12 protein-coding genes are annotated in these 12746 nt (G+C 61.4%); 7 read left to right on the top strand and 5 right to left on the bottom strand.

Going from position 1 to position 12746, the window contains the following annotated elements; translation table 11 throughout:
• Nucleotides 1-218 precede the first annotated feature (218 nt).
• The 3 genes from F0P97_RS17550 to F0P97_RS17540 are packed head-to-tail and all read left to right on the top strand — an operon-like array spanning nucleotide 219 to nucleotide 2605.
• Nucleotides 219-1115 carry a hypothetical protein gene (locus F0P97_RS17550; RefSeq protein WP_182283321.1) on the top strand — a complete coding sequence of 299 codons (897 nt, stop codon included), beginning with the start codon at nucleotides 219-221 and terminating at the stop codon, nucleotides 1113-1115.
• Between the two features lie 39 nt (nucleotides 1116-1154).
• Nucleotides 1155-1742: a sigma-70 family RNA polymerase sigma factor gene (locus F0P97_RS17545; protein ID WP_182283320.1), complete on the top strand. Its 588-nt coding sequence runs from the start codon at nucleotides 1155-1157 to the stop codon at nucleotides 1740-1742.
• Nucleotides 1739-2605 carry a hypothetical protein gene (locus F0P97_RS17540; RefSeq protein ID WP_182283319.1) on the top strand — a complete coding sequence of 289 codons (867 nt, stop codon included), beginning with the start codon at nucleotides 1739-1741 and terminating at the stop codon, nucleotides 2603-2605. The genes F0P97_RS17545 and F0P97_RS17540 overlap by 4 nt, the downstream gene beginning before the upstream one ends.
• Before the next feature lie 75 nt (nucleotides 2606-2680).
• Here the strand turns inward: F0P97_RS17540 and F0P97_RS17535 are convergent, their stop codons facing one another.
• From F0P97_RS17535 to F0P97_RS17515, 5 genes are all read right to left on the bottom strand, one after another.
• On the bottom strand, nucleotides 2681-3466 hold the full coding sequence (locus F0P97_RS17535) for a peptidylprolyl isomerase (protein WP_182283318.1): 786 nt from the start codon (nucleotides 3464-3466) through the stop codon (nucleotides 2681-2683).
• A 93-nt stretch (nucleotides 3467-3559) separates the two neighbouring features.
• Nucleotides 3560-3826 carry a BolA family protein gene (locus F0P97_RS17530; RefSeq protein WP_182283317.1) on the bottom strand — a complete coding sequence of 89 codons (267 nt, stop codon included), beginning with the start codon at nucleotides 3824-3826 and terminating at the stop codon, nucleotides 3560-3562.
• A complete protein-coding gene (locus F0P97_RS17525; protein ID WP_182283316.1) occupies nucleotides 3823-4392 on the bottom strand; it encodes a septation protein A in 570 nt (189 codons plus the stop codon). The genes F0P97_RS17530 and F0P97_RS17525 overlap by 4 nt, the downstream gene beginning before the upstream one ends.
• A 214-nt stretch (nucleotides 4393-4606) precedes the next feature.
• A complete protein-coding gene (gene msrB, locus F0P97_RS17520) occupies nucleotides 4607-5023 on the bottom strand; it encodes a peptide-methionine (R)-S-oxide reductase MsrB (RefSeq protein WP_182283315.1) in 417 nt (138 codons plus the stop codon).
• Nucleotides 5020-6555, bottom strand: coding sequence for a protein adenylyltransferase SelO (locus F0P97_RS17515; RefSeq protein WP_182283314.1), 1536 nt, complete (start codon nucleotides 6553-6555; stop codon nucleotides 5020-5022). Before F0P97_RS17515 ends, msrB begins: the two co-directional genes overlap by 4 nt.
• Before the next feature lie 204 nt (nucleotides 6556-6759).
• On the opposite strand from F0P97_RS17515, the gene F0P97_RS17510 reads away from it, so the two are divergent.
• The 4 genes from F0P97_RS17510 to F0P97_RS17495 all read left to right on the top strand — a co-directional run bounded on the left by F0P97_RS17510 (nucleotide 6760) and on the right by F0P97_RS17495 (nucleotide 12651).
• Nucleotides 6760-8403: a 3-(methylthio)propionyl-CoA ligase gene (locus tag F0P97_RS17510; protein WP_182283313.1), complete on the top strand. Its 1644-nt coding sequence runs from the start codon at nucleotides 6760-6762 to the stop codon at nucleotides 8401-8403.
• 334 nt (nucleotides 8404-8737) lie between these two features.
• A complete protein-coding gene (locus tag F0P97_RS17505; protein WP_182283312.1) occupies nucleotides 8738-9760 on the top strand; it encodes a DUF4123 domain-containing protein in 1023 nt (340 codons plus the stop codon).
• Nucleotides 9761-9949: 189 nt separating this feature from the next.
• Entirely contained in the window at nucleotides 9950-11185 is a 1236-nt protein-coding gene (locus F0P97_RS17500; RefSeq protein ID WP_034365895.1) for a branched-chain amino acid ABC transporter substrate-binding protein, read from the top strand.
• A gap of 230 nt (nucleotides 11186-11415) precedes the next feature.
• Nucleotides 11416-12651 carry a branched-chain amino acid ABC transporter substrate-binding protein gene (locus F0P97_RS17495; protein WP_182283311.1) on the top strand — a complete coding sequence of 412 codons (1236 nt, stop codon included), beginning with the start codon at nucleotides 11416-11418 and terminating at the stop codon, nucleotides 12649-12651.
• The last annotated feature ends 95 nt before the right edge of the window (nucleotides 12652-12746 follow it).

The raw sequence follows: 12746 nt of genomic DNA, 5'->3' as shown, positions 1-12746 counted from the left end.
CCCCAGCATTGCTGCCTGCCTTGGGCTGCAGCGATCGCGATTGTGCCAGACATGCCGGGCCGGAGCAGGACTGCGGCGCGAAGCGGTGTTGCCAATGGTGTTGCAAATGCTTGCAAATCAGAGCGCCTGTCTTGACCCCGTTGGGCCTGCTGCTGCGTTTCAGCCTCCGACAAGTTTGTTTCACGCCGCTGTGGCTGTATCTTGAGGAGGCCTTGTCCATGCTGTCTGTCCGTATCGAACCCCGGGTTCCAGTTTTCTTGCTGTCGCGCGGCCGCCTACTGCGCGCTTCGCTGCTCTGTGCTGCCGCGATGGTCGCCGCTGCGCCGGCTTCGGCCTGGACGCGTGGCAACCACAAGCTGGCCCAGATCAGCATCGTCGAACGTGCCACGGGGCGGGTACTGCCCCAGTACAGTCACGAGGGAGAGCTGTGGGTGGTGGGTCGCCCCGGTGCCAACTATGCGGTGCGCATCCGCAACCTCGAGAGCCGACGCATCATGGGCGTCATCAGCGTCGACGGGGTCAATGCCATCAACGGCCGGGCGGCGAGCTCCCGCGCCGAGGGTGGCTATGTGCTGGATGCAGGCGACAGCTATGACGTGCGGGGCTGGCGCAAGAGCAATGACAACGTGGCTGCGTTCTACTTCTCGCAAAGCGATATGTCCTATGCCGCCAGAACCGGCAGGCCGCAGGATGTCGGCGTGATTGGCGTGGCTCTGTACCGTGAAAAGCTGCCCGAGCCGGCCAGATATCAAGGGCCAGTTTACGAGTCGGACGCCGCGAGCGCTGCATCGGCTGCCGAGTCTGCCGCGGCCGATAGTGCCATGCCGCAGGCCGCCAGCAAGAGCCGCAGCGCCGAGCGTCGTGCACCTTCGGCCTTGCCGGCCCCTTCACTGGGCACGGGCCATGGCACGGTGGAGCGCTCCCAAGTCACCCAGGTGGAATTCGAGGCCGACACCGACCAGCCCCGTCAGATGGTGCGTATCCGCTACGACAGCTATGCCAATCTGGTTGCCAGAGGCGTGATTCGCGAGCCTCGTCCACGGCCGTCCCAGCCGCGCGCGCCCAACCCCTTTCCCGGGGACAATGGCTTTGTGCCGGATCCACCCCGCAACTGAGTTGGTTGCGCTGTCGCCGGAATTTGCATAATCGCGGGCATGCTTGCACCGCCGCTTGCCCAAGCCCAACCCGCCGATGAAGCCCTGATGCGCAGCTATGCTGCAGGGCAGGCCACGGCTTTCGAGACGCTTTATGCCCGGCACAGCCTGCGTATGTGGCGCTATTTCTACCGCAATACGGGCGATGCGGCGCTGGCCGACGATCTGGCGCAAGACCTCTGGTTTGCTGTGGTGGACAGCGCCTGCCGCTATGAGGTGCGCAGCAAGTTCACGACCTGGCTGTTCACCATGGCGCATCACCGACTCGTCGACCATTGGCGCAGGCAGCGGCCGGGCACCAGCCTGTCGGCAGACACGCAAGAGTCCATGCGGCTGGCCGAAAGCCTGTTTGCAGCCTCGGGCTTCGAGCCCGAGCAGCAGCTCGATCGCCAGCTCATGGCTCAGGCCATTCTGGCTGCGCTGGCCCGGCTCCCGGCCGAGCAGCGCGAGTGTTTTCTGCTGCAGGTCGAGGCTGATCTGACGGTGGCTGAAATTGCCCAGACCACCGGCGTTGCCGAGGAAACGGCCAAAAGCCGCTTGCGCTATGCGCGCGCCAAACTGCGCGCCGCGCTGGAGGAACTGGCATGAATATGCACCCCGAAACCCCGTCTGGCGACCACAAGCCCGATGCGCTGCGCGAGCTCTACCACGAGGCCGTGTCAGAGGACCGTGGCCCCAGTGTGCAAAGCAGTGCCGCTGTTCTGGAGCGCGCGCGCCAGCGTGCGGCAGGTGTGGGGCAGCAGCCCTCGGAGCCGATGGGCAAGCCTGCCGCCAATGACCGCTTCTGGCTGCGTCATGCGCTGGGCGGAATGGCGGCCGTCGGATTGGTGGGCTGGCTGATGCTGCAGCATGCCGCCTGGTGGAGTGGGCCGGACAAGGGCAAGGAGGGCGAGCGAGATTCCAGGGCCGAAGCCGTGGCCCTGCCAGCTGAATCGCAGCCGGTTCCGGCTGCAGCGGATGCAGATCGTGCCGCCGTGGCGGAATTGGCACCGACCGAGGCGGCGCTGGCGCAGAAATCCACGGAAAAAAAGACTCGAACTATGGCAGAGAAAGCACCGGATGCCATGGATATGGAAGCATCTATAGCTGCATCAGCCCCTGTGTCGCGGCCAGAGGCTGCTCCGGCCCCTGGTGCGGCAGCCTCTGCAAGCCTGGCGCGCTCCGCAAAGCCGGCTGCCAAAGAGCCATCCCGCAGCGATGAGGCCACACAACCTGCTGCCCCGGCGGAGGCCATGGCGCAGAGCTCCAGGCCAGGCGCGCAATTGTCGCTATGTCCCTTGAAGGCTGAGGTGCATCGCAACACGCAAGCTGCAAAAGAGGATGCAGGCAAAGCCTCTGGCATCGCAGGTAAGCCCCTGCATTGCCGCCCGCGAAAGCAGGGGGAAACGCAGATGGATGATGCCAAGTCTGAGAAGAGTGCTTCTAAATATATAGCATATCCAGCACCGTGAGACAAAAAAAGCCCGCTTGACGCGGGCTTGGGTGATGGTCTGGCCAGTACTTTTGGGTACTGACGTTAGATCATGTTACTGGATTTTTGCGCTTTTGCGCAGCTGATCCTGGAACTGCTGCTCTTTTTGCTGCTGCAGCTGCTGCATGATCTGTGGTTTGACATCTTCGAACTTGGGCATTTCGGCCTGACGCTCGTCATCCATTCGGATGATGTGCCAGCCGAACTGGCTCTTGACGGGCGCGTCGGTCATCTCGCCCTTCTTGAGCTTGACCAGGGCTTCGGTGAACTCGGGTACGTAGTTGTTGGGGTTGGCCCAATCCAGATCGCCGCCACGGGCTCCCGATCCAGGATCCTTGGATTCCTTCTTGGCGATGTCTTCAAACTTCTTGCCGGCCTTCACTTCGGCAATGATGGCCTTGGCGCGGTCTTCGGATTCCACCAGGATGTGGCTGGCCTTGTATTCCTTGCCGCCATTGGCTGCGACGAACTTGTCGTATTCGGCCTTGGCTTCGGCATCGGTCACGGGGTTCTTCTTGCGGAAGTCGTCAAACAGCGCGCGGATCAGCACGGTCTGGCGTGCCATTTCCATCTGCTGCTTGTAGGCTTCGGAGCCGGCCAGACCGCGGCGGTTGGCTTCCTGCATGAAGATTTCACGCGCAATGACTTCATCCTTGATCATCTTTTCCATCTCGGGCACAACGGGCTGGCCGCTGGCTTCGATCTGGGTCTTCAGGGCATTGACACGGGCCATGGGAACGGCCTTGCCATTGACGATGGCCACATTCTGGGCCGAGGCGGACAGGGCGGCAGCGCCCAGAACAGCGGCGGCCACGATGCGGGCCAGTTGCTTTTGTTTCATGCTCATTCGAGTTGTGATTGAGAAAAGTGAGTGAAGTTCAGTCCATACGCAACAGGCTCCCGTCAAGGAGCCTGTGGCTAGAACAGTGCGTTCTCAAAGTACTTCAATGGCGATGGCATGAACACCCTGGTCAATGAAGTCTTGCAGTGCATCATACACAAGCCGGTGGCGTGCCACGCGGGTTTTTCCATCAAAGGCCGGGCCAGCGATGCGCACGCGAAAATGCGTGCCCACACCGCTGTCGTTGGCACCGGCATGACCGGCATGCTGATAGCTCTCGTCGATGACTTCGAGTCGGGTCGGGGCCAGACGCTGGCGCAGGGCTGCGTCCATTGCCTGGGCGCTGATGGTCATGCTCATGGCTGCTTGTCCTTGGTTTCGGCCGTGTTGGGCACGCCGTCCTGGGGCAGGTAGCGGCTCATGTAGATGGCTTGTGCAATCACGAACACCACCATCAGTCCCATGCCGCCAAACAGCTTGAAGTTGACCCAGGCATCGGTGTCGAAGTTGTAGGCTACCCAGATGTTGAGCCCGCCCATGGCGGCGAAGAAAGCAGTCCAGGCCCAGTTGAGCTTGAGCCAGATGGCGTCGGGCAGTTGCAGTTGCGCGCCCATGACGGAGCGCAGCAGGTTCTTTTTGAACACCAACTGGCCGATCAGCAGCGCGCCGCCCATGAGCCAGTACAGCACCGTGGGTTTCCATTTGATGAAGTTGTCGTCATGGGCCAGCAAAGTGGCGCCGCCAAACAGTACGATGACGCCCAGGCTCATCCATTGCATGGGCTCGATCTTGCCGGTCTTCAAGCGCAGATAGGCGATCTGCGCCACGGTGGCGGCAATGGCCACGGCTGTGGCGGTGTAAATGCCCCAGACCTTGAAGGCCACGAAAAACAGGATGATGGGGAAGAAATCAATCAGCAGCTTCATGCGCGAAATGGTAGTCGTTCTGGAATTCAGACTGCGCAGCACCGACAAGGTTCCCGGCGCTGTGAGTAAAGCCGCATCATGCACCAAAGCCCAGGTCATTCCGTGGGCAAAGCCTTGTGCGCCGGACGGAATCAGCTATCAAAGCTGATGCGCAACGCCAGCGCAGCAAGCCCGCTTGGAAGCGTGGCCCTTGCTGCCCAAGCGTTGCCAGCTCTTATTTCTGAGACTCGTTCTGGAAATCCAGCGAGGCCGAGTTCATGCAGTAGCGCAGGCCAGTGTCGGTGGGACCGTCGGGAAAGACATGGCCCAGATGGGCTCCGCAGTTGCTGCACACAGTCTCGGTGCGTACCATGCCGTGGCTGCGGTCCACGATATTGGTGATGGCGCCGGGCAGGGCCTGGTCAAAGCTGGGCCAGCCGCAGCCGGCGTCAAACTTGGTATGGGAGTCGAACAGCTTGTTGCCGCAGCAGATGCAGTGATAGCTGCCATCGGCCCAGAACTGCTCGTATTTGCCGGTGAAAGGCCGCTCGGTGGCAGCGTGGCGCGTGACCTGGAAGGCCGCGGCTTCGGCGCCCTTGTCCTGCAACAGGGCTTGCCATTCTTGGTCGGATTTCTGGACAGGGAAGCTCATGATGAACAGCTGATCTCAATCGAGGAAGCCCAGTCGGGCGGGAAGCCGGCCCAGTCAGCGTGGTCCGGGTGCGATTCATAGGGCGCTTGCAGCACGGCCAGCATTTGCTGCACAGGCGCAAAGTCGCCTGACTGGGCGGTACGAATCACGGTTTCGCCCAGATGGTTGCGCAGCACAAAGCGCGGATTGGATTTTTGCATCAAATCGACGGCTTGCGCTTGATCCACTTGTGCCAGTTGAGCTGAATAGCCGAGTGACCAGGCATCAAAGCTGGCGCGATCCAGAATGATGTCACGCAGTGGCTCAAAGTCGATTTCCGTTTGCTGCCCCTGTGCAACGGCATCGGTCAGGCGGGTAAAGAAGATGGTGTAGTCCACCTTGCTGTCGGCCAGGATCTGCAGCAGCGGGTTGACCAGCAGGGCAAAGCGGCCTTCGGTGGCGGGCGTGCCGGCTTCGTTCTCGGGCAGGCCCAGCTTGGCCAGCATCTGGCGTGCATAGGCTGCAGGAAAGACGGTCTTGTACGACTCCAGCGCGGCGATCGTCAGCTCTTCGTCGCCGATCAGCGGCAGCAGGGCCTGGCCCAGGCAATAGAGATTCCAGTAGGCCACCTGGGGCTGGCGGTTAAAGGCATAGCGGCCCTGGCTGTCGCTGTGATTGCAGATATGGCCGGGGTCGAAGGCGTCGAGAAACTGGAAGGGGCCGTAGTCGATGGTCAAGCCCAGAATGCTCATATTGTCGGTATTCATCACACCATGACAGAAGCCCACGCCTTGCCACTGGGCCAGCAGCCGGGCCGTGCGCTCGCTCACTGCCTGCAGAAAGTTGGCATAGGGATTGCCGTTCAGTGCAGTGGCCGCGCGGCACTGGGGGTAGTGCTGATCTATGACCAGATCGGCCAGGGCTTTGAGTTCGGCCTGCATGTCGCGTGCGGCGAAATGCTCGAAATGGCCGAAGCGGATGAAACTCTCGGCCACACGGGTCACGACGGCGGCGGTTTCCATGGTCTCGCGCGCCACGGACAGGGGCGAGCCCGTCAGCGCCAGCGCGCGCGTGGTGGGAATGCCCAGGGCTGTCATGGCTTCGCTGCAGAGAAATTCGCGAATCGACGAGCGCAGCACGGCCCGGCCGTCACCCATGCGTGAATAGGGGGTGCGGCCTGCGCCCTTGAGCTGGACTTCAAAGCCCTGCTCCGTCTCGCCCAGCAGGATGGCACGGCCGTCGCCGAGTTGGCCGGCCCAGACGCCGAACTGGTGACCGCTATAGACAGTGGCCAGCGGCTTGCTGCCGCCGCTGCCTTGGCCGAAGACGGCATTGCCGCTGAGGATTTGCAGTGCTTCGGCGCTGCGCAGCCATTCGGGGTTCAGACCCATCCAGCGGGCCGTGTTGGTGCTGGTAGCAATCCAGTGCGGCTCGGGTACGGGCGTGGGTTGCAGATAGGTGAAAAAAGCCGGGCCCAGGGCTTCAAATCGGCCGGGCTTGCGCCATTGCGGGGCAGGGGATTCGCTCATCCAGGCATTGTGCTTGAGCGGCATCAGGGACAGGGCTTGCAGGGTTGTTGAGTCGGTTCCCGTTGGAGAGTAGCCTAGGTTTTTCCCTGAGTGCGCACACATCGTTCAGAGGGAGGATGCCGACAAAGGTCGCCAAGGTTACGCATTGGTGACAGTCCTCAGATGACGGCCTGGAAGCCCGCGCTAGGATGCTTCCCGATCTTCACAACGATATCCAGGAGACTGCCAATGTTGGGTCTGATGCAAAGCCAGCCGCTGTTGATTTCTTCCCTGATCGAGTTCGCCGCACGCAACCATGCCGATGGAGAGATAGTCTCCCGCCGTGTGGAGGGGGATATCCACCGCTACACCTACAAGGATCTGGCGGCCCGCTCGCGCCAACTGGCCAACAAGCTCGACTCCCTGGGGCTGGCCGAGGGCGAGCGCGTGGCCAGCCTGGCCTGGAACGGCTATCGCCATATGGAGATGTATTTCGGCGTCAGCGGCTCGGGCCGGGTGCTGCACACCATCAACCCGCGCCTGCACCCCGAGCAGATTGCCTGGATTGTCAACCACGCCGAAGACAAGGTGCTGTGCTTTGACCTGACTTTTTTGCCCATCATTCAGGCCGTGCATGCCAAGTGCCCGCAGGTGCAGCAATGGGTGGTGCTCTGCGATGCAGACCGGCTGCCGGCAGACAGCGGCATCCCAGGTCTCGTCAGCTACGAGAGCTGGATTGCGGGTCAGTCCGATCAATACCGCTGGCCGCAGTTCGACGAGAACACCGCTTCCAGCATGTGCTACACCAGCGGCACCACGGGCAACCCCAAGGCCGTGCTCTACAGCCACCGCTCCAGCACGCTGCACGCCTATGCCGCAGCGCTGCCCGATGTGATGTGCCTGTCGGCCCGTGATTCGGTGCTGCCCGTGGTTCCCATGTTTCACGTCAATGCCTGGGGCCTTCCCTATTCGGCGGCGCTCACGGGCTGCAAGATGGTCTTCCCGGGCCCGGCGCTCGACGGCAAGTCGGTCTACGAGCTGATCGAGGCCGAGGGCGTGACCTTTGCCGCCGGCGTGCCCACCGTCTGGCAGATGCTGCTCGGCTATATGAAGCCAGGCGGCCTGCGTTTTTCCAAGCTCAACCGCACGGTGATCGGCGGCTCCGCCTGCCCGCCAGCCATGATCACGGCCTTCCAGGATGACTACGGCGTGGAGGTGCTGCACGCATGGGGCATGACGGAGATGAGTCCGCTGGGCACGCTGTGCACGCTCAAGAACAAGCATCTGGAACTGCCCAAGGAAGAGCAAATGAAGATCCGGCAGAAGCAGGGGCGTGCGATCTATGGTGTGGAGATGAAGATCGTCAATGATGCCGGCGACGAGCAGCCCTGGGATGGCAAAAGCTATGGCGACCTGCTGGTGCGCGGCCCCTGGATCATCGACAGCTACTACAAAGGCAGCGGCAGCCCCCTGGTGCGAGGGGCCGACGGCCACGGCTGGTTCCCGACAGGGGATGTGGCGACGATAGATCCCGACGGCTATATGCAGATCACCGACCGCAGCAAGGATGTGATCAAATCCGGCGGCGAATGGATCAGCTCCATCGATATTGAAAACATCGCCATGGCCAACCCGGCCGTGGCCATGGCTGCCTGCATAGGCATGCCGCATCCCAAGTGGGATGAGCGCCCCATCGTGGCCGTGGTCAAGAAGCCAGGCGCAGAAATCACGCGTGAGGAGCTGTTGGAGTTCTACGAGGGCAAGACGGCCAAGTGGCAAATTCCCGATGATGTGGTGTTTGTGGAGGCCATACCGATCGGTGCCACGGGCAAGATGCTCAAGACCCGTCTGCGCGAGGAACTCAAGGACTACAAGCTGCCTTCGGCTGTCTGAACGCCCCCCGGCCCGGCCGGAGCCAAGCCATCATCGTGAGATGATGGCTTTTTTGCCTGTGCCTCTTCTGGCTCCATTGCTTGACATCCATGCCTTCAGCTCCCGGTTTTTGCGATTGCTCGCCACCCTCGGTACCGGATGGAGGTCGCGCCCACGACTTGCTGCGACGCCAGCTTCTCGGAGCCGCCTTGCTAGGCGGGCTGGGTGCTTGGAGTCTGCCTGCAGCAGCCTGCGGGCCAGAGACTGTCGCCCCGGCTGCACCGCGCAATGTGTGTCTGGAGTGTCTGGCACGCCGGGCGCAGCAGCGCTCGGCCTTTGTGAACAAGGAGTTGCCATGAGCGCCGGGCCGCTCTGGCCGCAAGCAAGACCTGCACGCAAGAGCTGGCCTCTGTGCTGGTCGCAGCTCAATTCGACCGGCAAGCCAGCAGGCAAGCCCATGCAGCTGTATCTGTTGCTGGATGCGGCACAGAACCGTGACTTGTTGGCGCAGGTGCCGCAAAGCGGTGCCGAGGCCTTGTTTGCTTTCACGCGCGCGAGCAAGGAGGGCAAGCTCAGCCCCTGGTTGGTGCACCTGGGCAGCAGTGCCCAGGTCTTGAAAATGCCGCAGCAGAACTTTCTCGATGCCGTGCTCGATGTGGTGCAGGCCAGCCCTTGTGCCAGCTTGCTGGCCAGCGAGTGCGAGATGCCGGTGCTGCTGGCCCATCTGCGCCTGGCCATGGATCCAAGACTGCCTGGAGGCCACAGCAGTTATCTGGCCTTCTGGGATCCGGTCGTGCTGGCGGCCTTGCTGGGGCAGAGTGATCCGGACACGCAATCCGGCATCGATCCCGTGCTCCAGCCCGCGCAGTGCCGGGCCTTGCTGGGGCCGGTCGCACGCTGGTGGTGCTGGAGCCGATCGGGCCGTTTGCATGAATATGCGGTGGCTGATTTTGCCGGGCCTGCGGCGCCCCTGCCGCTGCAACTCGGCACCGCTCAGGTCGATGCGCTGGTAAAGGGTAATGTGCCCGATCTGCTGATCTACTATCTCAATCTGAATCAGACCCATCTGCGCGACAGATTGCCGCCGCTGGCAATGCATTGGTTTACGCGTCAGCAACTGGTGTTTGCGCGCCGCCAGGGGCTATCGGGTACACGTGACCTGCTCAACTATCTGTGCCTGGCGTTGATGGCGGGCGCGCGCTTTGATCAGCTGCCCGGCGTGAAGGAGCTTTTGGCCGGGGTCAAGGCCGGCAGGCTGAGCTTCGACCAGCTGATGCGCGAGATAGGCCCGCTTCTGGATGGCCGGGAGTTGCCCGAGCCTCAGGTGCTGAGCAGCTCCAGCGGCCTGCCGCTGACGGAAAGCCAGCTACCACCCTAGACTGTGCTGAAGTCTAAAGTGCCTCTAGACCTTTATGGGTGAGAGAAGCCTGCTATGGTTTCTGAAGTTGTGGCCTGAGGTAAACCCTGTAGTCACCAATGTGATATGCGCTAGGGCAACCCCCAGGCCGCAGGCGCTGGCTTGCCCTTTAGGCTGGGCGTCGCTCATAACCACCAACGGAGACGCTCTATGAAGTTTGCAATCAAGGCTTTGACAGCATCGGTGATCCTGGCGTGCGCGGGGAGTGCAATGGCGCAGAAGGGTGAGACCGTCAAGGTCGCCTGGATTGACCCGCTCTCGGGCCTGATGGCAGCGCTGGGATCCAATCAGCTCAAAAGCCTGCAGTACGTGGCCGAGGAACTCAACAAGAGCAATGCTTCGGGGGTGAAGTTCGAGATCATCGGCATCGACAACAAGCTCAGTCCGCAGGAGACCACGGCCGCGCTGCGTTCGGCCATGGACCAGGGCGTGCGCTATGTGTTCCAGGGTAATGGCTCGGGCCCGGCGCTGGCCATCATGGATGCGCTGGAAAAGCACAATGCGCGCAACAAGGGCAAGGAGGTCGTGTTCCTCAACTATGCGGCCGTGGACCCTGATCTGACCAACAGCAAGTGCAGTTACTGGCATTTCCGCCTCGATGCCGATACCTCCATGAAGATGGAGGCCTTGACCACCTATATGAAGGACGTGCCTGAGATCAAGAAGGTCTATCTGATCAACCAGAACTACTCGCATGGCCAGCAGGTGTCCAAGTACGCCAAGGAGATGCTCAAGCGCAAGCGCCCCGATGTGGAGATCGTGGGTGATGACTTCTCGCCATTGGCTCAGGTACGTGATTTTGCGCCCTATGTGGCCAAGATCAAGCAGTCGGGCGCCGACACGGTGATCACGGGCAACTGGGGTTCGGACCTGGCGCTGCTGATCAAGGCTGCCAACGATGCGGGCCTGAACAACGTCAAGTTCTACACCTATTACGCCATTGCCACGGGCGCGCCCACGGCCATGGGCGCAGCGGCGGCAGGCAAGGTCTATATGGTGGGCTATGGTCACCTGAACATGCCTGGTGCCATGGACAAGATCGTCAAGGGCTTCAAGGCCAAGGTCAACGAGGACATGTACACCGGCACCGTGTACACGGGGCTGAACATGCTCGACCAGGCTTTTGCCAAAGCCAAGACCACCGACCCGGTCAAGGTCGCCGCGACCATGGAGGGCATGAAGTTCCAGAACTACAACGGCGAGGTCGAGATGCGCAAGAGCGATCACCAGTTGCAGCAGGGCCTGTACATCGCGCGCTGGGAGAAGGCCGGCGGCAAATACCCCATGGACTCCGAGAACACGGGCTATACCTTTGCACCTGTGAAGTACTTCGAGCCCTATGTGGCCAGCACTCCCACCAGCTGCCAGATGAAACGCCCCTCCTGAGCGGGGAGGCGGGGTCGATATTCGGGGCGTCCTGGTGGCGTCCCTTTTTTATTGCCGGGTTTCATTCGTCTGCAAGTGCGAGCAGCTGTCGCGCAAGTGTCGCCAATTGCCGCGAATCTGCCTTGGAAGTCGCATGCGTGATAGTTACTAAGGCTTTCCCCAGCGGGAAAAAGTCTACCGGCCGGTAGATTGGCGGCAGTCGCTAGCAAAAACAATGAAAGGAGACAAGTATGAAATGGGTTATGCGCGCGGTGGCCCTGTCGGCTATGGCAGTAAGTGCAGGTGGTGCCTGGGCTCAGAAGGGTGAAATCGTCAAGGTCGCCTGGATTGATCCCCTGTCGGGTCTGATGGCTGCCGTGGGAACGAATCAGCTCAAGACTTTTCAGTTGCTGGCGGAAGAGTTCAACAAGAAAAACGCCTCGGGCGTGAAGTTCGAGGTCGTGGCGCTGGACAACAAGCTCAGCCCGCAGGAGACCACGGCTGCGCTGCGCTCGGCCATGGATCAGGGTGTGCGCTATGTGACGCAGGGCAATGGCTCGGGCCCGGCGCTGGCCATCATGGATGCACTGGAAAAGCACAATGCGCGCAACAAGGGCAAGGAGCTGCTCTATCTCAACTACGCGGCCGTGGATCCCGACCTGACCAACAGCAAGTGCAGCTACTGGCATTTCCGACTCGATGCCGATACCTCCATGAAGATGGAGGCGCTGACCACCTTCATGAAGGACGATGCCGAGGTCAAGAAGGTCTATCTGATCAACCAGAACTACGGGCATGGTCAGCAGGTGTCCAAGTTCGCCAAGGACTTGCTCAAGAGAAAGCGTCCCGATGTGCAGATCGTGGGCGATGACTTTTCTCCGCTGGCCCAGGTACGCGACTTCGCGCCCTATGTGGCCAAGATCAAGCAGTCGGGTGCTGATACGGTGATCACCGGCAACTGGGGCGCAGATCTGTCACTGCTGCTCAAGGCGGCCAACGACGCGGGCCTGAACAACGTCAAGTTCTATACCTATTACGCGTTTGGCGCCGGCGCTCCCACGGCCATGGGTGCTGCCTCCGATGGCAAGGTCTATACCGTGACCTACGGGCACTACAACATGGGCGCGCCGATTCAGGCCAGCATGGACAGCTTCAAGAAGAAGTTCAACGACGACCTGACGCAAAGCTCGATCTACCATGTCTTCGCCTTGCTGGATGCGGCCTTTGTCAAGACGGGCTCCACCGACCCGGTCAAGGTGGCGGCGGCTCTCGAGGGCATGAAGCTCAGGAGCTTCAATGGCGATGTCGAAATGCGCAAGAGCGACCACCAGCTGCAGCAGGGCCTGTATATCTCGAAGTGGCAGAAGGCGGGCGGCAAGTTCCCCTATGACGCGGAAAACACCGGCTACACCTTCGCCCCCGTGAAGTACTACGAGCCCTATGTGGCCAGCACGCCCACCAGTTGCCAGATGAAGCGTCCGTCCTGAGCCGGACCCGCATATTCTCACCTTCCCTCGTGCTGCAGCATCCGCACCCACAAGAGCGCATAACAGGTGCAGTGCTGCAGCGGTCTTTTTGCTCA

Origin of the sequence: Comamonas testosteroni, assembly GCF_014076415.1 — a bacterium.
In the GTDB taxonomy this organism is placed as follows: Bacteria; Pseudomonadota; Gammaproteobacteria; order Burkholderiales; family Burkholderiaceae_C; genus Comamonas; species Comamonas testosteroni_F.
Note: the sequence above shows the minus strand (reverse complement) of the source record. Positions and strands in the feature narration are given on the sequence as shown.